Here is a 21387-nt window from a genome sequence, read left to right as displayed (position 1 = left end):
GCAGTGGCATATTCGATTGGCATTGATTCCGGCTCAACCGCCACCAAAGGGATCTTACTGGCAGACGGCGTGATTACGCGCCGTTTCCTCGTTCCAACCCCCTTTCGCCCGGCAACAGCAATTACTGAAGCCTGGGAAACTCTGCGCGAAGGGTTAGAAACAACGCCGTTTCTGACGCTCACCGGCTACGGGCGGCAACTGGTGGATTTTGCCGATAAACAGGTGACGGAAATCTCCTGTCACGGGCTGGGCGCACGGTTTCTTGCGCCAGCAACGCGCGGGGTAATTGACATCGGCGGTCAGGACAGCAAAGTGATTCAGCTTGATGACGACGGTAACCTGTGCGATTTCCTGATGAATGACAAATGCGCGGCGGGCACCGGACGTTTCCTGGAGGTGATCTCGCGCACGCTTGGCACCAGCGTCGAGCAACTCGACAGCATTACCGAAAATATCACGCCGCACGCCATCACGAGTATGTGCACAGTGTTTGCCGAATCGGAAGTGATCAGCCTGCGCTCAGCGGGCGTCGCGCCAGAAGCGATTCTCGCCGGAGTGATTAACGCGATGGCGCGGCGGAGTGCCAATTTCATTGCTCGTCTCTCCTGTGAAGCGCCGATTCTGTTTACTGGTGGCGTTAGTCATTGCCAGACGTTTGCCCGGATGTTGGAAACTCACCTGGGAATGCCGGTAAATACCCATCCTGATGCGCAATTTGCTGGCGCAATTGGCGCAGCGGTAATTGGTCAACGAGTGAGAAAACGCCGATGAAAGAGTTTTTATTTTTATTTCACTCCACGGTCGGCGTCATACATACCCGCAAGGCGTTGCAGGCAGCGGGCATGACTTTTCGCGTCAGCGATATTCCCCGTGATTTACGCGGCGGCTGCGGGTTATGCATTTGGCTGACCTGTCTGCCCGGCGAGGAAATACAATGGGTGATCCCTGGGCAGACCGAAGCGATATATTGCCAGCAGGGCAGCAACTGGCAGTGCGTGGTGCATTACGACTCAGAAGCGTCAACCAGGCAATAAGATCTTTAAATATAACGCCCGGATATTTGGCTGCACATAATCCTGCATGAAGGAAGTTGTATTAAATATCTCGCCTGCCGTGAAATATTTCCCGTCCACAAAATGAGCGATTTTTGATAGCACCTTGCTATTGCGCGTCTAAAATACAATAAACATTATATTATACTTAAAACATAATTATGCATAGAGAAATAAAATGATTACCGGGTGTGGTAATGATAAAGATAAATTTCAGTGTGAAGCTTATCTTTACCCCCCATGATTATTTAGATTTAGAAGAACATTTCACAATTCAAGGATAAAAATATGGGCTCCACATTTAACATATACGGCGATATTCTTCCAACACTCGACATGTATTCGGGACTAAAACCTTGCCATAAAAAAAGCAACCAACCATTTGACATTAACACGGAAATTGAAACCATACAAAAACAAATTAATTATGATATAAATCATTTGAATGATGGTTTTATTAAGCGGGTACTGAATCTTTTTATTCACCTTATCTCTAATCCCGACAATCTCGAATTAACCTTAAATCGATATTCATCAACAACAGAACAAATCATCGCCAAAACCAAAAGAAATGGTTTAAATGAGTTTGAAATTAACGATCTAAAAATAATATTTAATCGACAAGATGATAATGAAAGCGTATTAACTGTTTACCACAAAGATATAAGTCATAGTTGCAATGTTAAAACCGAGCAACTGCAGCAGTTTATTAAAATAATGGAACAAAAAGCGCAACTACCAATCTATATTGACAAGAACAATTTGAAAGAGAGTATTTGCTCTGTTTTGCACAATGACCCACAACATGCAGATAAAGATCAATACCTTCCCTATGATAAGTTTTTAAAACATGCCTGCAAAAGTTCAAATTCATTTGAAGTGAAATTAGATGCCACTCATCAATATCGACATCTGAATAACTTCATGATTTCTTTTGACCCAGTAGAAAGTCAATTAACAATACGGGATAACAATAACGAGACTGAAACTATCTCGTTGACAAACTTACAATGGGAAAATGTGCTGCAATACTACAGAGAAAATCACCAGCAGCCAAATATATCAGGATCACGAAATCTCACGGATAATAGAAATAAAATAAAAAATACAATATACACCTCTGAAATTATAGAGTGCGCCTCTCCTGAAATAAAAAGTAGCGTCCTGAACGATCTTTATAGCATTGCTAATTTCCTCCCGGACAATAATCTGACACCAAATGAGAGCTGGAAAAGATTTTGTCATACATGTGAGCGCTTTTACGTTGCTCAGAAGAGTATCACTGGAGATAAGAGTGAACGTCTTACGCGAAAACTCTCTGTCTCTGATGCAGGAATTACAATGACCTTCAAGATAGGTGATATTGTCATCAATACTATTAGCACTGCTATTCCTAAAGATGAATCGGGTCAACGGTGTATCAAAGGGTTGAATTTAGCGGGAATGGATTTAACCGGCATAGACTTGTCTAAAATGGCTCTAAGGAATGTCAATTTTAATGGCAGCATTTTTAGAAAAGCGGATTTCTCCGGTACGATCTGTGAAGGCGTGGATTTTACAGATTGTGATCTGCGTAATGCAAAATTCGAAAATGCCACATTAGAAAATAATGATTTTCGTAAAGTTCGCCACTTGACTTATGTAAATTTCAAAAACGCAAATCTACGAAACTGTAACTTCAGCGGAAAAGTTCTCACTGGCGTTAATTTTACTGGAAGTGACCTTAGTAAGGCTTATCTTGAACACATAGATTTCACATCAGTCATTCTATATGAAACATCTGCAACATCTGCAACATCTGCAACATCTGATACTTCTAAAATACCTGAAATACCTGGAGCACCTAAAATACCTGCAACACCTCGAATACCTGGTACACCTAAAGTAATTCTTACTGGAGCAATACTAAATTATTCCGATCTATCGGATAAAGATCTTTCAGAATATGATCTTACTGATACTGTCTGCATGTTTACCAATTTTACAAACGCTAATTTAACAAAATGCAAACTGTTTAATACAAACTTTTCTGCTGCAACATTTAACAATACTAATTTCACTGGTACAGAAGGTTCTAATATTCTATTTAACCATGCATGGTTGTTCAATACGATATTTATAGATACGATTTTTAAAAATGCCTGTTTTTTCAATGCCAAAGTGAATAATGTTTCTCTTAAGAGTGCATATCTTTACAATGATAATATCGATAAAAAAGCCAAGAACAGTACCGAGCAACAGGACAGTAACAGTTTTAATCAAGCCCGTTTAAAGAAAGAAGTGAATAGCAGTTTTTCCATTCCGGGTTTAACGTCTTATCAGCCAACGTATATAGTTGACGAATAGTTCAATAATCACCCAAACAGAGTGAGTATGGCAGAGGATATAAATTGTTAACCGCCTCATCTATCATTCATGGATGAGGCGCATTTGTCAGCCAACGTAAGCTGAAAATGTTCTGCCATCCAAAGACAAACGCCGCAACTCCCCTGCGGCGTTTACTATTTCATCGCCCCGCGTTAAGAATTCATTAAGCTTCATCCGTATACTCCTTATCTGTCGCACTGAATTTGACGAGAAAAAAGCAATAATAAGGAGCAACAAGTTGAAAAAGCGCATCACCTTTATCGTTTTTCTTTGCGCCATCGTGGCGGCAAGCCTGTTTTTTGTGCAATCCTGCGTCCGTAAAAGCCAGCATGTCGCAGGGTTTCAGAATTATCAGGCCACTATCGATGGTAAAGAGATTACAGGAGTAACTAAAAATATCTCCTCACTGACCTGGTCTGCGCAGAGCAATACCTTGTTTAGCACTATCAACAAACCTGCAACCATCGTTGAAATGACGACCGAGGGCGATCTGATCCGCACCATTCCGCTCGATTTCGTTAAGGATCTCGAGACGATTGAATACATTGGTGATAATAAATTTGTCATCAGCGATGAACGTGATTATGCCATTTATGTGATTTCACTTAACGCTGATTCGGAAGTGAGCATTCTCAAAAAAATTAAAATCCCATTGCAGGAAACGCCAACCAACTCTGGATTTGAAGGGCTGGCTTATTCCTCTCAGGACCATACCTTCTGGTTTTTTAAAGAGAAAAATCCGATAGAGGTCTACAAAGTTACCGGGCTATTGCGTAGCGATGAGTTGCATATCAGCAAAGATAAAGCGTTGCAGCGTCAGTTTACTTTGGATGATGTTTCTGGCGCGGAATTTAACCCACAAAAAAATACGTTGCTGGTGTTGTCACATGAGTCACGCGCCCTGCAGGAAGTGACCGTGACAGGTGACGTGATCGGCGAAATGTCGTTAACCAAAGGCAGGTATGGCCTTTCACACAATATCAAGCAGGCGGAAGGGATAGCGATGGATGCCAGTGGCAACATCTATATCGTTGGCGAACCCAATCTTTTTTATCGCTTTACGTCGACAAAATCACAATAACAGTCTGGCAGGTTCTCCTTTTTTGTTATTAACTTGTTAACTCAAAATAATACAAACAAGGAAGAACATGAATTCGACATCGCATCCCGTAGAACGTTTTTCTTTCAGCACCGCGTTATTCGGGATGCTGGTTCTGACCTTAGGTATGGGTTTAGGCCGCTTTCTCTATACGCCGATGCTGCCAGTCATGCTGGCGGAAGGCGAGTTTTCCTTTAGCGAACTCTCGTGGATCGCCAGTGGTAACTATGCCGGGTATCTGGCGGGGAGCCTGCTGTTTTCATTCGGCGCGTTTCATTTGCCCTCACGCCTGCGCCCATTCCTGTTAACTTCCGCCCTCGCAACCGGATTATTAATCCTCGCGATGGCGTGGTTGCCGCCGTTTCTTCTGGTTTTCATCATTCGCTTTCTGGCAGGGGTCGCCAGCGCCGGGATGTTGATTTTCGGCTCGACGCTTATCATGCAACACACCCGCCATCCCTTTGTTCTTGCGGCGCTATTTTCTGGCGTTGGCGTCGGCATCGCTCTGGGCAATGAATATGTGCTGGCAGGCCTGCATTTTGCCCTCTCTTCACAAACGTTGTGGCAAGGTGCCGGGGCACTTTCTGCCATAATATTGCTTGTTCTGGCGCTGCTCATTCCGTCGAAGAAACATATTATCGCACCAGCACCATTGGCAAAAATTGCCCAACAACCCATGAGCTGGTGGTTACTGGCGATTCTGTATGGTCTGGCGGGTTTTGGTTATATCATCGTCGCCACGTACCTGCCGCTCATGGCGAAAGACGCGGGCCAGCCTGTGCTGACGGCTCACCTCTGGACACTGGTTGGCTTGTCGATTGTCCCAGGTTGCTTTGGCTGGCTATGGGCAGCCAAACGGTGGGGAGCATTACCTTGCCTGACCGCAAATTTGCTGGTGCAGGCTGTCTGCGTGCTGTTAACCCTCGCCAGTAGCTCTCCTTTATTACTCATCATCAGCAGTATTGGTTTTGGCGGCACCTTTATGGGGACGACCTCGCTGGTGATGACCATCGCCCGCCAGCTTAGCGTGCCGGGAAATCTTAATCTTTTGGGCTTTGTGACACTTATTTATGGTATCGGGCAAATTCTTGGCCCGGTGCTGACCAGCATGCTCGGCAACGGAACGTCGGCGCTCGCCAGTGCCACGCTCTGCGGCGCAGCTGCGCTATTTATCGCAGCGTTAATCTGCGGGATGCAAATATTCAAAATACATACGAATTACTCTTAGTTGATTTAATGAATTTAACTTTTCAGTACAGCACGTAAAATAACTAAAACACCCTTGTTCTTTGGAGGTGCTCAGCCACCGCCACTATTATTCATGGTTTAGCAAATTTACGGCTAATTCATTATTTCTGGTCATATTATAGTCAGGATCGTTTTATACCTCCGTGCTAGAAAAAACACGTTTAATTCTGTTTTTTCACGGAAGGTCACTATGGCTTCGACAAATGCGCAGCAAATAAAAAATAATGATCAAAACTCTTTATGCGGTCTGGGTGACAAAATACGCCGCCTGGCCGCCGGAGTTTGTTTATTCACACAAATTTTTTTCCCCGTCATCGCGACGGCACAAAATGTGGTACACGCTAAACCCCAGATGACAGTTTCATCTCCTCCCCCTCTTACAGAAAATAAAACCGTACCTTACACGCTTGGCGCGCTGGAATCAGCGCAAAGTGTTGCTGACCGGTTCGGTATTTCACTGGAAGAGCTTCGTCGTCTTAATCAGTTTCGTACTTTTGCTCGCGGCTTTGATAACGTGCGTCAGGGTGAAGAACTGGATGTTCCGGCAACAACCTCGCAGAGAAGTCATGAGCTACAAAATGCCGTATCACCGGCGAATGCCGAAAACACTCTGGAGAATCAAATAGCCAGTACTTCACAGCGAGTTGGCACTCTGCTTTCACAAGATATGAATAGTGAGCAGGCGAGCAGCATGGCGCGTGGTTGGGCGTCTTCAGAAGCCTCTGGCACGATGACTGATTGGTTAAATAACTTTGGCACCGCGAAAATCTCTCTGGGCGTGGATGAAGATTTTAGCCTGAAAAATTCGGAATTCGACTTCCTGCATCCATGGTATGACACACCCGATTATCTGCTCTTCAGCCAGCATACTCTTCACCGAACGGATGATCGCACCCAGATCAACACCGGTTTAGGCTGGCGTTACTTCACCCCCAGTTGGATGTCAGGCATCAACCTGTTTTTTGATCACGACCTGAGCCGCTATCACTCCCGCGCGGGACTTGGCGCAGAATACTGGCGTGACTATCTGAAGTTGAGCAGCAATGCTTATATCGGCCTGACCGGCTGGCGTAGCGCACCAGAATTGGATAATGACTACGAAGCCCGCCCGGCCAACGGCTGGGATTTACGCGCGGAAGGCTGGTTACCAGCCTGGCCACAACTGGGTGGAAAACTAGTCTATGAACAATACTATGGTGATGAAGTGGCGCTGTTTGACAAGAATGATCGTCAAAGTAATCCCCATGCTATTACCGCGGGCCTCAACTATACCCCCTTCCCGCTTCTGACTCTCAGTGCGGAACAGCGTCAGGGGAAGCAAGGTGAAAATGACACACGTTTTGCCGTTGATCTGACCTGGCAACCCAGCAGCTCAATGCAGAAACAGCTTAACCCGGACGAAGTGGCCGGACGGCGCAGTCTGGCCGGTAGTCGTTATGACCTGATTGATCGCAACAACAACATCGTTCTGGAATACCGCAAGAAAGAGCTTATCCGCCTGAGTCTGCTGGACCCAGTGAAAGGGAAATCGGGAGAAATAAAATCGCTGGTTTCCTCGCTACAGACCAAATATGCCCTGAAAGGCTATAAAATCGACGCTGCTGCGCTGGAATCTGCTGGAGGAAAAGTCAGCACTTCCGGAAAAGATATCACGGTCACGCTGCCTGGTTACCGCTTCACTAACACCCCGGAAACCGATAATACGTGGCCGATAGACGTTACCGCTGAGGATGTAAAAGGTAATCTGTCACATCGTGAGCAAAGCATGGTCGTCATCCAGGCTCCGGCATTAAGCCAGAAAGATTCTCTGTTATCCGTTAATCCGCTAACCCTGGCAGCAGATAAAAAATCGACTACCACATTGACTGTGACTGCGCACGATTCCGACGGTACCCCGGTTCCGGGGCTGGCACTGCAAACCCGCAGTGAAGGTGTTCAGGATATCACTCTGTCTGACTGGACAGATAACGGGGATGGTAGCTACACACAGATGCTGACTGCAGGAACGACTTCAGGTTCAGTAACACTGACACCGCAACTTAACGGTGAGAGTGCGGTAAAAGAATCCATCGTCGTTAATATCGTCCCTGTTGTCTCATCCCGCGACCATTCTTCAATATCCATAGATAACATATTGTATTATGCCGGAGACGACATCAAAGTCAGGGTAGAACTGAAAGACGACAAAAATAAACCGGTTGAATATCAAGAAGACGCGTTGGTAAAAGCCGTCACTGTCGAGAACAGCAAACCTGGCGCCACGGTTGTCTGGCACGAAGAGCATCCGGGCGTTTATGCAGCGAATTATCCGGCCCATAAGCAAGGAGCAGCCCTGAGGGCACAACTTAGCCTTCACAACTGGAATACTCCTCTGCAATCGCATATTTATAATATCGAAGCAAACCAGAATAAGGCTCACGTCGCCACATTATCCGCAACGAATAATGACGTTTACGCCGATAAAAAGACGTTTAATACCATCACTATTAACGTCACTGATGAGAGTGATAATCCCCTGAGAAATCATCAGGTCACCTTTAAGAATGAGAAAGGAAGCGCGGAATTTGTAGAACCGACGCAGCAAAATACTGATGCACATGGTGTTGCCACAATCAACATGATAAGTCAGGTTGCGGAAGAAAATACGATTAGCGCTACGCTGCCAAATGGTTCTACTCAACGGGTAACTGCGAAATTTGTTAGCGATTCGAATACGCCAAAACTCAAACAACTGGTTGCCGCTCCAGATACCATTAGTGCTGGTAATAGCCAGGGTAGTACCCTGACCGCCACCGTCACAGACTTTCATAACAACCCGTTAAAAGATATGAAAGTGAATTTTGTGGCACCAACTGACTCGCAACTGGACAACACGACCGCCACAACTGACCAGTCCGGGATTGCGCGGGTGCACCTGACCAGTTCAAAAGCAGGTAACTATACCGTCGATGCCTCGCTTGAGGCGGATAAAAATATTCACCAGTCGGTTACGGTTACCGTGGTCCCAAACAGGGAACAATCGGTAATTATTTTGAATGCCGGATCGGGCAGTACGATTGCTAACAATACAAATACCGTTACCCTGACTGCCAGTGTGAAAGATGTTTATGGACACTCACTACCGGATGAGGATGTGAAATTTACCTTGCCAGCATCTATGACAGGGAACTTCACGCTAAGTAGTGACACCGCTCGCACCGATTCAAACGGCAATGCCGTGGTCACATTGCGAGGCACAAAAGCGGGTGAGTTTACAGTGACGGCGACACTGAGCAGAAATAATACCAGTGCTAATCAGCTAGTCACTTTTATTGGGGATACAAGCAGCGCGCAGCTCCAGCCGCTGACTGCCTCATTAAATACCATAGTTGCTGGCAACAGTACGGGGAGTACCCTGACAGCAACGATCCTGGACGCTTACCAAAATCCGCTTAAAGACCAACAGGTCACTTTCCAGAGTAACGATGTCACACTAAGCGGAACAGAAGTCACCACCAATACGCAGGGTCAAGCGACGGTAATAATGACCAGCAATATTGCCGGACAACATAACGTCGTGGTGAGCCGGAAAGCGCAATCATCCGATAATAAAACGTTTAGTTTATCAGTGCTCCCGGATGAAAGTTCGGCGAAGATAATAAGTATAACCGGAGCCGAAAAAACGATAATGGTTGGCGAAAACATCACGCTACGGATACTCGTCCAGGACGCGTTTAACAATGTAATATCGGGTCAACGCGTCAGATTAAGTGCGCAGCCAACAGCTAACATTACGATAGACGATACGGCTTACACCGATAATAACGGCTATGCGTACGTTAACCTTATCAGCACCCAGCCTGGGGTCTATCAGGTGACAGCATCGCTGGACAATAACAGTAGTCGTAAAGTTGACGTGAGTGTGGCAAAGGGCAAACTCGAGTTAACATCATCGAAGCCAGAAACCACGGTCCATAACAGTGAAGGTATTACACTGACCGCAACGGCAAGAAATATTCAGGGTGAATTGATGCCGGGGCAAATTATCACCTTTAGCGTAACACCTGATGGTGCAACGCTAAGCAATACAGGGGAAATCCTGACTGATCAGTCAGGTCAGGCCAAAGTGACGCTGACCAGTGACAAAGTCAATGTATATACCGTTACGGCCACAATGGGCAAAGACGTTCCCGTTCAGAGCCAGGTGACGGTTGCGGTTAAGGCTGATGCTAAAACGGCACATGTTGTGAGTGTCGTGGCTTCTCCTGACACCATAATCGCCGACGGGGTTGATAGCAGCACCATCACTTCACGAGTAGAAGATGATTATGGATTCCCGGTTGAAGGTGTCGACGTTAGTTACAGCTTAGACACCAAAGGCAGCCCGGTGATTAATAATCCAACTACGCGTACCGATCAGTCCGGGCAAGTCACGGCGACAATAACAGGTACATTGGCAGAAGCTCTAATTGTCAATGTTCAGGTCCCTGGCACAGTCCACAAATCCGCAGCCATTACATTGATTCCTGGTACGGCAGATGAAAGTAAATCAACATTGAAATCTAGCGTTAGCTCTTTTATGGCTGACTTCCAGGAGAGCGCGACACTTACGTTAATATTGCAAGACAAGTACGGTAACCCGATAGTGACGTCTGATCATCTGGAATTTGTCCAGTCAGGTGCCTACGTGAACCTCCTGAAGTTGAGCAATATTGATTACAGCCAAAGAAATTATGGCGAGTACACCGTCACTGTCACTGGCGGCGTAGAGGGCAGAGCGACTCTCATTCCTATGCTGAACGGTGTTCATCAAGCAAACTTAAGCATATCACTGGATCTTGTCCGCTCAATAAAAGACATGCACGGTCATGTAACAGTCAACAACCATACCTTCACAACGGCTACATTCCCCAGTGAAGGTTTTATAGGGGCGTACTACACACTTAATGATGACAACTTTGAAGCGGGTAAAACCGTGGATTTGCCCCTATATTTCCAGACATCTGTTATCACTTAACCCATTACAAGCCCGCTGCCGCAGATATTCCCGTGGCGAGCGATAACCCAGCGCACTATGCGGATGCCATTCGTTATAATGCTCGAACGCCTCTGCAAGGTTCTTTGCTGCCGTTAACCCGTCTGGTTTGGGCATGATACTGATGTAGTCACGCTTTATCGTTTTCACGAAGCTCTCTGCTATTCCGTTACTCTCCGGACTCCGCACCGCCGTGTTCTTCGGTTCAAGTCCCAACATCCGGGCGAACTGGCGTGTTTCATTAGCCCGGTAGCATGAACCATTATCCGTCAGCCACTCCACTGGAGACGACGGAAGATCGTTGCCGAAGCGGCGTTCCACCGCTCCCAGCATGACGTCCTGTACTGTTTCACTGTTGAAGCCGCCAGTAGTCACCGCCCAGTGCAGTGCCTCACGATCACAGCAGTCCAGCGCGAACGTGACACGCAGTCTCTCTCCGTTATCACAGCAGAACTCGAACCCGTCAGAGCACCATCGCTGATTGCTTTCTTTCACGGCCACTCTGCCTGTATGTGCCCGTTTCGATGGCGGTACAGCAGGTTTTCGCTCAAGCAACAGCGCATTCTGGCGCATGATCCGGTAAACACGTTTGGCATTGATCGCAGGCATACCATCAAGTTCTGCCTGTCTGCGAAGCAGCGCCCATACCCGACGATAACCATACGTGGGCAGCTCTCCGATAACATGGTGTATACGGAGAAGCACATCCGTATCATCAGTGTGACGACTGCGGCGGCCATCCATCCAGTCATCGGTTCGTCTGAGAATGACGTGCAACTGCGCACGCGACACCCGGAGACAACGGCTGACTAAGCTTACTCCCCATCCCCGGGCAATAAGGGCGCGTGCGCTATCCACTTTTTTGCCCGTCCATATTCAACGGCTTCTTTGAGGAGTTCATTTTCCATCGTTTTCTTGCCGAGCAGGCGCTGGAGTTCTTTAATCTGCTTCATGGCGGCAGCAAGTTCAGAGGCAGGAACAACCTGTTCTCCGGCGGCGACAGCAGTAAGACTTCCTTCCTGGTATTGCTTACGCCAGAGAAATAACTGGCTGGCTGCTACACCATGTTGCCGGGCAACGAGGGAGACCGTCATCCCCGGTTCAAAGCTCTGCTGAACAATTGCGATCTTTTCCTGTGTGGTACGCCGTCTGCGTTTCTCCGGCCCTAAGACATCAATCATCTGTTCTCCAATGACTAGTCTAAAAACTAGTATTAAGACTATCACTTATTTAAGTGATACTGGTTGTCTGGAGATTCAGGGGGCCAGTCTAAACCGTTAGTGATTATATGTTCACAAGTTCACAGAGTTGGGTGTCTGTCGATGCTTCAGGTAAAGTTTCTTTCACAAATACCGGCGACCAAACTTCAGTCGTAATAAGCGCTGTTCCCAGACAAGGAGGTACAACCTACCAGACATTAATTAAGCTGAAAGGCTGGTGGGTGAATCATGGGAATCAAACCAATATCTGGCTAACTGCCAATGCGTTCTGCAACGCGAAAAGTGATGGATATAATCTTCCTGGCGTCGCACATTTAACGTCTGGCGAAAACAAACGCACGTTGGGATCGCTATATGGTGAGTGGGGGAACGTTGGGGAGTTTTCCAGTGATTCGCAATTTACCGCGGGTGATTACTGGACCAATCAACAGGATGATTACAATAGTCACGTCTATGTGCAGATGCTGACGGGCAGGATTGGAAGCGACGCAGATTCCAGCGCTCAACTAACTGCCTGCCGTAAATCACTTTAATTTCTGAAGTAGTTATTAAAGGATACCCTTTTGCGAGGGTATCCTTTCAGACTCATGACAAAAGCCAAATTGCCTGATGCGCTACGCTTATCAGGCTTACACTATCTCTCTAATATATTGAATTTTTATGCTTTTGTAGGGAGCGCAAGGCGTTTATGCCGCATCTGGCACGAGCAAACATTAATCAGCTCTTTTCTTCGGGCACTCAAGAAACTCAACAGCAACCGTTGATGTCAGCCAGACCCCGTTTTCCGCTTGCCAGAAAGGGATGCCTCATTTCGCCATTTCCTGTGCTTTGACGGTTAAAATAACCGGCGATCCGTGTCTTGCTCCCACTTTGCGTGCCGTTGCTTCATCAGCAGAGAGATGCACGTAATGACGCTCTCCTGGAATCAGCCCTTGTTTTTTTATCTCGTCAAGAAAGCGGCTTGCTGTACCGTGGTAGAGAAATTGTGGCGGTGTTTTTTCGGCAAAGGCAATGGCGACCTGCGAAGTCGAATGCCCCTGAACCGCGCGAATGCACCTACTATCACTGGAATAACTAAAACGCTTTTTATCGCTGGTGGCGACAACGGTATCCAGTAATGCACGGGTTAACCGCTTACCTGCTTTTTGTGCACAAAGTATGAGCTTATCAATATCCGCCCATCCTTCACGGTCAAGTACGATACCAATCGCCTCCGGTTTATGTCGGAGAACAAAACTTAAAAACTTGCTCGTATCCGCCAGCTCTTTTTCGTTGTACTTTGCCATCGCATTTTCGTCCCTGGATTTTCCGTTTTTATTTACTCACGTCATTGTCACTGGATTTATGAATTTTCTGCAACGAAATCCTTCGCAGCATCTTGTTCAAACAGCGTAATTTTTCCGCTATGCAAAAAACGCATAGCCAGAAACATACTTGCATTTTCCCCATACCCACATGGCTGATAAGGTTTTTCAGCTCCAGGAATTTTCCTGGCTCAAGCAACACACAAACACAAAAAAACAATGGGGATTGTTATGACACAACAAGGGGATGCTGTAGCCGGGGAGCTGGCGACAGAAAAAGTGGGCATTAAAGGGTATCTGGCTTTTTTTCTCACCATAATCTTTTTTTCCGGTGTTTTTTCCGGGACAGACAGTTGGTGGCGCGTTTTTGATTTTTCCGTTCTGAACGGATCGTTTGGGCAACTGCCTGGTGCGAACGGAGCCACCACCTCGTTTCGCGGAGCGGGTGGCGCGGGGGCTAAAGATGGCTTTCTCTTTGCGCTGGAGCTGGCACCATCAGTCATTCTCTCTCTGGGGATTATTTCAATTACCGATGGTCTTGGCGGATTACGCGCCGCGCAGCAGTTAATGACGCCAGTGCTAAAACCGTTGCTGGGCATTCCAGGCATCTGTTCGCTGGCGCTAATCGCTAACCTACAAAACACCGATGCTGCCGCCGGTATGACCAAAGAACTGGCACAGGAAGGAGAAATTACCGAACGCGATAAAGTGATTTTCGCCGCATATCAAACCAGCGGTAGCGCCATCATCACCAACTACTTCTCTTCCGGCGTCGCGGTGTTTGCCTTTCTGGGCACGTCCGTAATCGTACCTTTAGCCGTCATCCTGGTGCTTAAATTTGTCGGAGCCAACATTTTGCGCGTCTGGCTTAACTTCGAAGAACGTCGCAACCCAACGCAAGGAGCGCAAGCATGACAACTCAGGTCCGCAAAAATGTCATGGATATGTTTATTGATGGCGCGCGCCGTGGCTTTACTATCGCCACCACCAACCTACTGCCCAACGTGGTGATGGCATTTGTCATCATTCAGGCACTGAAAATTACTGGCCTGCTCGACTGGGTGGGGCATATCTGTGAACCCGTAATGGCGTTGTGGGGATTGCCCGGTGAAGCGGCAACCGTCCTTTTAGCCGCATTAATGAGTATGGGCGGCGCAGTCGGTGTTGCCGCCAGTCTGGCAACCGCCGGCGCATTAACCGGCCACGATGTCACTGTTTTACTGCCTGCAATGTATTTAATGGGCAACCCGGTGCAAAATGTCGGTCGCTGCCTGGGGACAGCCGAAGTGAATGCCAAATATTACCCGCACATCATTACGGTCTGCGTCATTAACGCATTGCTGTCGATCTGGGTTATGCAGCTTATTGTTTAACAAGGAGTTATCATGATTGATTATTCCGCAGCCGGTTTTACCCTGCTGCAGGGAGCGCATTTGTATGCGCCGGAAGATCGGGGAATTTGCGATGTCCTCGTCGCTAACGGCAAAATTATCGCCGTTGCCAGCAATATCCCTTCTGACATCGTACCTGACTGCATGGTCGTCGATCTCCGCGGGCAGATCCTCTGCCCTGGTTTTATTGATCAACACGTCCATTTGATTGGCGGTGGCGGAGAAGCTGGCCCCACTACGCGTACGCCGGAAGTGGCGTTAAGTCGTCTGACAGAAGCGGGCGTCACGTCAGTGGTTGGACTGCTGGGCACCGACTCTGTCTCTCGCCACCCGGAATCCCTGCTCGCCAAGACCCGTGCGCTCAATGAGGAAGGCATCAGCGCCTGGATGCTGACCGGCGCTTATCATGTACCTTCCCGCACCATTACAGGTTCCGTGGAAAAAGACGTGGCAATTATCGATCGCGTGATTGGCGTGAAATGCGCAATCTCTGATCACCGCTCTGCCGCACCGGACGTTTATCACCTGGCCAATATGGCGGCGGAATCCCGCGTTGGCGGTTTGCTCGGCGGTAAGCCTGGCGTCACAGTGTTCCACATGGGCGACAGTAAAAAGGCATTGCAGCCTATCTATGACCTGCTGGAAAACTGCGATGTTCCCATCAATAAGTTGCTGCCGACCCACGTTAACCGCAACGTACCGTTGTTTGAGCAGGCGCTGGAGTTTGCGCGCAAAGGCGGTACCATCGACATCACCAGCAGCATTGACGAACCAGTCGCCCCTGCCGAAGGTATTGCCCGCGCCGTTCAGGCCGGTATTCCGCTGGCACGCGTCACCCTCAGCTCTGACGGCAACGGTAGCCAGCCGTTCTTCGATGACGAAGGGAATTTAACCCATATCGGTGTTGCAGGTTTTGAAACGTTGCTGGAAACCGTGCAGGTGCTGGTCAAAGACTATGATTTCAGTATCAGCGATGCCCTGCGCCCGCTCACCAGTAGCGTAGCCGGTTTCCTTAACCTGAGCGGGAAAGGCGAAATTCTGCCAGGCAATGACGCAGACTTACTGGTCATGACGCCAGAACTGCGCATTGAACAGGTATACGCCCGCGGCAAACTGATGGTTAAAGACGGCAAAGCCTGCGTGAAAGGAACGTTTGAAACGGCATAAACGGTTGTCAGCCGCCCGAATGGACGTAGAATGCCCGCAAGGGCGGCTGACAGAGTAAAACGTAATGGATGACTGTGGTGCGGTTTTGCATAATATTGAAACAAAATGGCTTTATGATTTTCTGACCCTGGAAAAATGCCGCAACTTTTCCCAGGCGGCAGTCAGTCGCAACGTCTCACAACCCGCATTTAGCCGTCGCATCCGCGCGCTGGAACAGGCGATTGGCGTTGAATTGTTTAACCGCCAGGTGACACCTCTGCAACTCTCGGAACAAGGGAAAATCTTCCATTCGCAGATCCGCCATCTGCTGCAACAGTTAGAGAGCAACCTTGCAGAACTGCGTGGCGGCAGCGATTACGCGCAACGTAAAATCAAGGTAGCCGCTGCACACTCTCTTTCTCTCGGTCTTTTACCGTCAATTATCAGCCAGATGCCGCCGCTCTTTACCTGGGCGATTGAAGCCATTGATGTTGATGAAGCGGTCGATAAACTGCGTGAAGGGCAAAGCGACTGTATTTTTTCCTTTCATGACGAAGATTTGCTGGAAGCGCCGTTTGACCACATTCGCTTATTTGAATCTCAATTGTTCCCCGTCTGCGCCAGTGACGAACACGGAGAAGCACTTTTTAACCTCGCACAGCCACACTTTCCGTTACTGAATTACAGCCGCAACTCCTACATGGGGCGATTGATTAACCGTACCCTGACGCGCCACAGTGAGTTAAGTTTCAGCACCTTTTTTGTCTCGTCGATGAGCGAGCTTTTAAAGCAGATTGCCCTCGACGGCTGTGGGATTGCCTGGCTGCCGGAGTACGCCATCCAACAAGAAATTCGCAGCGGGAAGCTTATCGTTCTGAATCGGGACGAACTGGTGATCCCGATTCAGGCCTATGCATACCGGATGAATACCCGTATGAATCCCGTGGCCGAACGCTTCTGGCGCGAACTGCGCGAGCTGGAGATTGTGCTTAGCTGACATTCTCCAGCGTCGCACTACACCAACCGCCACTATCCCAGACCAGATCATACGTTAGCGGTTCATCGTCGTGGTGCAGCATTATCTCAAGGCTGATCGCCAGCGTGTGGCTGTACGCTTCTTTCAAATTGACCTGCAACGCCGCAATCCGAGGCTCATGAAATAACAGTGCAGAACGTAGTTGACGGCAATACCAGCTCTGGAGATGTTTGTCGCTCTGGTTATGCACTTGCCACTCAGGCATACCTGAAACAAGTAATGAAGGTAATGCCGAATGAGGAGAATTAAAAAGAGTGAGGAGATCGCTGCATACCGATTTACGCAGTGATAACGTTTTATTGCCTGATATTTCAGGTGAAACAGCCTGAAGTGATTGGCGCATCATTTTGCGCACTCCTGACGTTTAGCAACATATGTGGCTTGCCCTGAATACCGGGCACCACTGTATTGATGCTCATTTTCCATAGCCATTCCCTTTTGTTCATTACATCCATGTCAGTCTGAGACAGGCCTGAATCCTGTCAGCAAAGTATAAAACCTTACTTGCCTATGAATATCTACTGACTTTTCAGCAAAAAAGTCATGATTTGATAAAAATCATCAAACTCAAAAAAAAACTGCTAGTATATTCTGAATATTCCGAATAGTTACGTAGATGAAAATACTTGTCACCGCCGCTACTTAATCCCGGCGGGACATTATTTATTTTCGTATAATCAACCATGTATTATTTGAAACAATTAGTTTGTAAATAATATAAATTGATAACATATCAAATACATCAAAAACACCATTCACAGGCATTATTAATATAGACATCAATATAACAACATCAAATTCCAATTAGTAATAAGATATGCTTTTTAATTGCATGCAAATAATTTTAAATGAGCGTTTTTTGATACTTTAGAGTGTTTCCCACCCTTTAATATGACCGTGTAGAGTTGATATCACTACAACAGAAACATGCATGTCATTTGTTTACTTCTCTTTTTACTACAGAAAAATTTATCTATTTTTCTAAGCATCAGTGAAATACTCATAAAGGTAACTATTATGTCTATGCCATTAAGCAATACCGCTAATAACCAAATCTATACAAATAATCACTTCCTTCATCATCCAAAAGTCGACAATAAGTTAACACGTGAATATGAATATGCACGCATGGATACGGAAAATATCTATCTTCTGCCTCTTGCTCGTGGCAATAACCATAATTACGATGGAAAAAGCGTTGTCGAAATTAGAAAACTTAATATTAGCAAAGAGTCCTGGCCATTTCATTATGTGACAGAAACATGCAGGGAATTCAATGGTATTACAACAACAGGACGTATGCTCTATCGAAACTTGAAAATCACCTCAGCTTTAGACGAAATATATGGTGGTATATGTAAAAAGGCGCATGCTGCCATAGAGTTAGCGGAAGGATTACAACTAAATTTATTTATGAAGAGCCCTTTCGATCCTGTTGAGGAATATACAGTTCATGAAATAACATTAGGCCCTGGTTGCAATGTTCCAGGTTATGCTGGAACCACGATAGGATATATTTCAACCCTTCCAGCTTCTCAGGCAAAAAGATGGACCAATGAGCAGCCAAGGATTGATATCTATATTGATCAGATAATGACGGTAACAGGGGTAGCAAATTCTTCCGGATTCGCCCTTGCCGCATTACTTAATGCTAATATTGGAATGGGAAATGACCCAATAATTGGTATAGAAGCTTATCCAGGTACCGCGGAGATCCATGCAAAAATGGGATATAAAGTTATCCCCGGTGATGAAGATGAGCCACTCAAACGCATGACTCTGCAACCGTCATCTCTTCCAGAACTGTTTGAATTAAAAAATGGTGAATGGAATTATATTGGTAAATAACCACTGGGAAGAATGAGTACTAATATTCAGGTTATACAGATAGTTAAACAATACCCTGCAATTTACAAAGTAATACTCATTGCAACTTCTTAATTTAAGAAAGCGCAAGGAACGTTTACCCTTGCGCTTATCATAATAAGTCAGGCGTCGACTTTATCCAGCGGCCATGAATCAAACAGATAGCCATCAAAATAAATATCGTCAACGTTCGAGAATTCAAGCAGACGTTGCTTCACGTTTTCCAGATGCTGCCACATTGCCAGCTTCGCCGCTCGGGCGTCTTTTTTGATTAACGCGGCGAGGATCTGTTTGTGATCGCCCAACCACTCTTTGCGATACAGGCTGTCATCCAGATGGCTGTGCAATTGGATCCACATTGGATTGTTTTCCCGCCACTGCCAGGACTGACGGAATAACTCCACCAGCATGCTGTTATGCGTTGCTTCGGCAATGGCGAGATGGAACTGCATATCACCGCTTTCGCTGCTACCCGGCGCGCTGGAAGCCAGTTCACGCTCTTCCAGTTGCAATGCCTGACGCATTTTGACGATATCTTCGCGGGTAGCCTGCAGGGCGGCAAATTCCGCGATGTTACTTTCCAGTAACTGACGCGCCTGTAACAGCTCAAAAGGACCCGCATCATTGCAAACGTTGGCATCCGGACCGTCTGTGTTCTGGCTGTCTGAGCTATCAAGAACATAAATACCGGCACCCCGGCGCACTTCCACCAGCCCTTTGATCTCCAGCATGATCAGCGCTTCACGTACCACCGTCCGCGTGACATCAAGCATTTCTGCAATTTCACGCTCCGGCGGCAGCCGTTCGCCAGGATTGTACGGCGTCTTTATGATCAGATCGCGGATCATCGCCCCGACTTCCTGGTAAGGTCTTTGCGCAGAGGTGGCAGATTTCATGGTGTTGTGTCCGTTAGGTGCAGTTAATCAAATTTTTGCCGGATGCGGCGTGAACGCCTTATCCGGCCTACAACGGGCGATTTTACGGCACCCGTCAATCTCAAACTATACCATTAGCACTGGAAGTTGGCACGTACAGGTGGGCAAAAAACGAAAACTGGTCAACCAAATATGCGTTTGATTGACCAGTAAGTCTGTAGGGTAATCAGTTAGTTACAGCGCAGCCACACACTCGCGCGCACCGCGTTCACACAGCTGCTGATATGCCGCCGTCACCGCGCCAACAAAGTCGGCATTCTGCGGCAGATCATCGGCAAAAATACCGCTCAGGCCCAGCAGCGCTTTCACGCGGTCTGCGCCCTGATACTGCGCGTTGATCTTCTGGAACTCCGCCAGCATCGGGTCGACCACGTCAATGGCATTCCCCTGCTCATCCACCCCCTGGGTGTAACGCATCCAGCCAGCCACGCCGAGCGCCAGGTGACGCCAGCTACCGCCGTTTTGCAAGTGCAGACGCACCGGGTCCAACAGACGCTGCGGTAACTTCTGGCTGCCGTCCATCGCAATCTGCCAGGTACGGTGACGCAGAGACGGGTTGCTGAAACGCTCGATCAGCAGCGTCGCATAGGCGTTCAGGTCCGTACCTTCCGGCATCGACAGCGTTGGCGCTTGTTCCTGCATCATCAGGGCAAAGGCCGCTTTGCGATAATCCGGGTTAGTCATGGTGTCGGCAATAGTTTCATAGCCGCCGAGGTAACCGAGGTACGCCAGGAAAGAGTGGCTGCCGTTCAGCATACGCAATTTCATCATTTCGAACGGCACAACGTCTGCAACGAACTGTGCGCCCACTTTATCCCAGTCCGGGCGACCATTAACGAAGTTATCTTCAATGACCCACTGACGGAATGGTTCGCAGGCAATGGCGCACGGGTCGTAAACGCCCAGCTGGTCAGCAATTTCCTGCAACGTTTCTGGGGTAGCTGCCGGAACGATGCGGTCAACCATGGTGCACGGGAAGGTGACGTTCTCTTCAATCCATGCCGCCAGTTGCGGATCGCGCGCCTGAGCCAGCCCCAGAACAGCAACTTTTGCCACGTGACCGTTTTCACGCACGTTGTCGCAGGACATGACAGTAAACGCTTTCAGCCCTTTTTCACGACGCAGACGCAACGCTTCTACGATGTAACCAATCGCCGACTTCGGCGCAGTCGGGTTTTCCAGATCGTGCTTAATCAGCGGATTATTGAGATCCAGCTGACCGCTCGCCGCATCGGCGCAGTAACCTTTTTCCGTGACCGTCAGGGAGACAATCGCCGTCTGCGGACGCGCCATCGCGTTGAGAATACCTTCACAACCGTCGATTTCCGGGTGCAGCGCTTCTTTCATCGAGCCAATAATTTTCAGCTCGGTGCTTTCTGCGCCTTTTTCCGCCACGGTATACAGCAGTTGCTGTTTTTTCAGGTTTTCGATCAGCACGCGGTCGTTGCCTGGCATCAGGTTAACTTCGCAGATACCCCAGTCGCTGTCGGTGCTTTCCAGCAGATGATGGGTGTACAGCGCCTGGTGCGCGCGGTGAAACGCCCCGCAACCGAGATGCACAATGCGTGATTCCAGACGAGAATGATCCCATGACGGGCGGGCAACCGGCAGATTGCTGTCAACAATAGTAGTCATCGTAAACTCCAGAATTCGTCTTCAGAGAGTGACGGCAAGGAAGAAGGAACCGGCACGGCGCGCAGCCATGCCGG

The 21387-nt window shown here is 47.8% G+C and carries 17 protein-coding genes and 3 pseudogenes; 12 read left to right on the top strand and 8 right to left on the bottom strand.

What is annotated here, in order from left to right; all coding sequences use genetic code 11:
* Positions 1-3: 3 nt before the first annotated feature.
* The 6 genes and pseudogenes from yjiL to QUE34_RS25915 form a co-directional block, all read left to right on the top strand.
* Complete coding sequence (yjiL, locus tag QUE34_RS25940; protein WP_103253463.1) at positions 4-771, top strand: putative 2-hydroxyacyl-CoA dehydratase activator YjiL; 768 nt, start codon at positions 4-6, stop codon at positions 769-771.
* Complete coding sequence (locus QUE34_RS25935) at positions 768-1034, top strand: putative Se/S carrier protein (protein ID WP_103253462.1); 267 nt, start codon at positions 768-770, stop codon at positions 1032-1034. Before yjiL ends, QUE34_RS25935 begins: the two co-directional genes overlap by 4 nt.
* 306 nt (positions 1035-1340) lie before the next feature.
* Positions 1341-3398 carry a pentapeptide repeat-containing protein gene (locus QUE34_RS25930; protein WP_286338898.1) on the top strand — a complete coding sequence of 686 codons (2058 nt, stop codon included), beginning with the start codon at positions 1341-1343 and terminating at the stop codon, positions 3396-3398.
* Between the two features lie 259 nt (positions 3399-3657).
* A complete protein-coding gene (locus QUE34_RS25925; protein ID WP_123059882.1) occupies positions 3658-4500 on the top strand; it encodes an SdiA-regulated domain-containing protein in 843 nt (280 codons plus the stop codon).
* A gap of 67 nt (positions 4501-4567) precedes the next feature.
* A complete protein-coding gene (locus QUE34_RS25920; protein WP_103253460.1) occupies positions 4568-5746 on the top strand; it encodes an MFS transporter in 1179 nt (392 codons plus the stop codon).
* Positions 5747-5956: 210 nt separating this feature from the next.
* A pseudogene (locus QUE34_RS25915) lies at positions 5957-10726 on the top strand (Ig-like domain-containing protein); the annotation flags it as partial.
* A gap of 6 nt (positions 10727-10732) precedes the next feature.
* Here QUE34_RS25915 and QUE34_RS25910 read toward each other — a convergent pair.
* Positions 10733-11961, bottom strand: a protein-coding gene (locus tag QUE34_RS25910) for an IS3-like element IS2 family transposase (RefSeq protein ID WP_088895425.1) whose coding sequence is annotated in 2 segments (ribosomal slippage) — positions 10733-11646 and positions 11646-11961 — 1230 coding nt in all. Because the reading frame shifts where the segments join, the coding sequence is not laid out codon by codon here.
* A 92-nt stretch (positions 11962-12053) separates the two neighbouring features.
* Here QUE34_RS25910 and QUE34_RS25905 point away from each other — a divergent pair.
* Positions 12054-12533: pseudogene (locus QUE34_RS25905) on the top strand (hypothetical protein); the annotation flags it as partial.
* Positions 12534-12713: 180 nt separating this feature from the next.
* Here the strand turns inward: QUE34_RS25905 and kptA are convergent.
* Positions 12714-13286: pseudogene (kptA, locus tag QUE34_RS25900) on the bottom strand (RNA 2'-phosphotransferase).
* 249 nt (positions 13287-13535) lie between these two features.
* On the opposite strand from kptA, the gene QUE34_RS25895 reads away from it, so the two are divergent.
* The 4 genes from QUE34_RS25895 (at position 13536) to hypT (ending at position 16838) form a co-directional block, all read left to right on the top strand.
* Positions 13536-14219, top strand: coding sequence for a nucleoside recognition domain-containing protein (locus tag QUE34_RS25895; RefSeq protein ID WP_103253458.1), 684 nt, complete (start codon positions 13536-13538; stop codon positions 14217-14219).
* On the top strand, positions 14216-14677 hold the full coding sequence (locus tag QUE34_RS25890) for a YjiG family protein (RefSeq protein ID WP_000211971.1): 462 nt from the start codon (positions 14216-14218) through the stop codon (positions 14675-14677). The genes QUE34_RS25895 and QUE34_RS25890 overlap by 4 nt, the downstream gene beginning before the upstream one ends.
* A 12-nt stretch (positions 14678-14689) precedes the next feature.
* Positions 14690-15862 (top strand): beta-aspartyl-peptidase, encoded by a 1173-nt coding sequence (gene iadA, locus QUE34_RS25885; protein WP_000568398.1) that lies wholly within the window; start codon positions 14690-14692, stop codon positions 15860-15862.
* Between the two features lie 64 nt (positions 15863-15926).
* A complete protein-coding gene (gene hypT, locus QUE34_RS25880) occupies positions 15927-16838 on the top strand; it encodes a hypochlorite stress DNA-binding transcriptional regulator HypT (protein ID WP_105268512.1) in 912 nt (303 codons plus the stop codon).
* Here hypT and iraD read toward each other — a convergent pair.
* The 4 genes from iraD to ytiC all read right to left on the bottom strand — a co-directional run bounded on the left by iraD (position 16831) and on the right by ytiC (position 17609).
* Positions 16831-17223, bottom strand: a complete 393-nt coding sequence (gene iraD, locus QUE34_RS25875) for an anti-adapter protein IraD (RefSeq protein WP_000986226.1) — start codon at positions 17221-17223, stop codon at positions 16831-16833. The two genes, hypT and iraD, sit on opposite strands and share 8 nt — an antisense overlap.
* Positions 17220-17303 (bottom strand): iraD leader peptide IdlP, encoded by an 84-nt coding sequence (gene idlP, locus QUE34_RS25870; RefSeq protein ID WP_123009414.1) that lies wholly within the window; start codon positions 17301-17303, stop codon positions 17220-17222. The genes iraD and idlP overlap by 4 nt, the downstream gene beginning before the upstream one ends.
* 115 nt (positions 17304-17418) lie before the next feature.
* The gene (locus QUE34_RS25865; protein ID WP_269218583.1) at positions 17419-17562 is read right to left on the bottom strand and encodes a hypothetical protein; all 144 of its coding nucleotides are present in this window, start codon (positions 17560-17562) and stop codon (positions 17419-17421) included.
* A complete protein-coding gene (gene ytiC, locus QUE34_RS28695) occupies positions 17541-17609 on the bottom strand; it encodes a small protein YtiC (RefSeq protein ID WP_418930497.1) in 69 nt (22 codons plus the stop codon). The genes QUE34_RS25865 and ytiC overlap by 22 nt, the downstream gene beginning before the upstream one ends.
* 285 nt (positions 17610-17894) lie before the next feature.
* Between ytiC and QUE34_RS25860 the strand changes: the two genes are divergently transcribed.
* Positions 17895-18725, top strand: a complete 831-nt coding sequence (locus QUE34_RS25860; protein WP_286338896.1) for a DUF2686 family protein — start codon at positions 17895-17897, stop codon at positions 18723-18725.
* Between the two features lie 140 nt (positions 18726-18865).
* On the opposite strand, the gene uxuR is transcribed toward QUE34_RS25860, so the two are convergent.
* Both uxuR and QUE34_RS25850 read right to left on the bottom strand, forming a co-directional pair.
* A complete protein-coding gene (gene uxuR / locus QUE34_RS25855; RefSeq protein ID WP_000833681.1) occupies positions 18866-19639 on the bottom strand; it encodes a Uxu operon transcriptional regulator in 774 nt (257 codons plus the stop codon).
* Positions 19640-19852: 213 nt separating this feature from the next.
* Positions 19853-21313 (bottom strand): fructuronate reductase, encoded by a 1461-nt coding sequence (locus QUE34_RS25850; protein ID WP_000208194.1) that lies wholly within the window; start codon positions 21311-21313, stop codon positions 19853-19855.
* Positions 21314-21387 lie beyond the last annotated feature (74 nt).

Origin of the sequence: Escherichia sp. KS167_9B (genome assembly GCF_030295215.1) — a bacterium.
GTDB classification, from domain to species: domain Bacteria; phylum Pseudomonadota; class Gammaproteobacteria; order Enterobacterales; family Enterobacteriaceae; genus Escherichia; species Escherichia coli_F.
This window is presented reverse-complemented; position numbering and strand designations above follow the sequence as displayed.

Bases quoted from the DNA above. Each gene is read 5' to 3' on its own strand.
- QUE34_RS25935 (WP_103253462.1), top strand. From the start codon at position 768: ATGAAAGAGTTTTTATTTTTATTTCACTCCACGGTCGGCGTCATACAT.
- QUE34_RS25930 (WP_286338898.1), top strand. From the start codon at position 1,341: ATGGGCTCCACATTTAACATATACGGCGATATTCTTCCAACACTCGAC.
- QUE34_RS25920 (WP_103253460.1), top strand. From the start codon at position 4,568: ATGAATTCGACATCGCATCCCGTAGAACGTTTTTCTTTCAGCACCGCG.
- QUE34_RS25895 (WP_103253458.1), top strand. From the start codon at position 13,536: ATGACACAACAAGGGGATGCTGTAGCCGGGGAGCTGGCGACAGAAAAA.
- QUE34_RS25890 (WP_000211971.1), top strand. From the start codon at position 14,216: ATGACAACTCAGGTCCGCAAAAATGTCATGGATATGTTTATTGATGGC.
- iadA (WP_000568398.1), top strand. From the start codon at position 14,690: ATGATTGATTATTCCGCAGCCGGTTTTACCCTGCTGCAGGGAGCGCAT.
- hypT (WP_105268512.1), top strand. From the start codon at position 15,927: ATGGATGACTGTGGTGCGGTTTTGCATAATATTGAAACAAAATGGCTT.
- iraD (WP_000986226.1), bottom strand. From the start codon at position 17,223: ATGATGCGCCAATCACTTCAGGCTGTTTCACCTGAAATATCAGGCAAT.
- idlP (WP_123009414.1), bottom strand. From the start codon at position 17,303: ATGGAAAATGAGCATCAATACAGTGGTGCCCGGTATTCAGGGCAAGCC.
- QUE34_RS25865 (WP_269218583.1), bottom strand. From the start codon at position 17,562: ATGGTTGATTATACGAAAATAAATAATGTCCCGCCGGGATTAAGTAGC.
- QUE34_RS25860 (WP_286338896.1), top strand. From the start codon at position 17,895: ATGTCTATGCCATTAAGCAATACCGCTAATAACCAAATCTATACAAAT.
- uxuR (WP_000833681.1), bottom strand. From the start codon at position 19,639: ATGAAATCTGCCACCTCTGCGCAAAGACCTTACCAGGAAGTCGGGGCG.
- QUE34_RS25850 (WP_000208194.1), bottom strand. From the start codon at position 21,313: ATGACTACTATTGTTGACAGCAATCTGCCGGTTGCCCGCCCGTCATGG.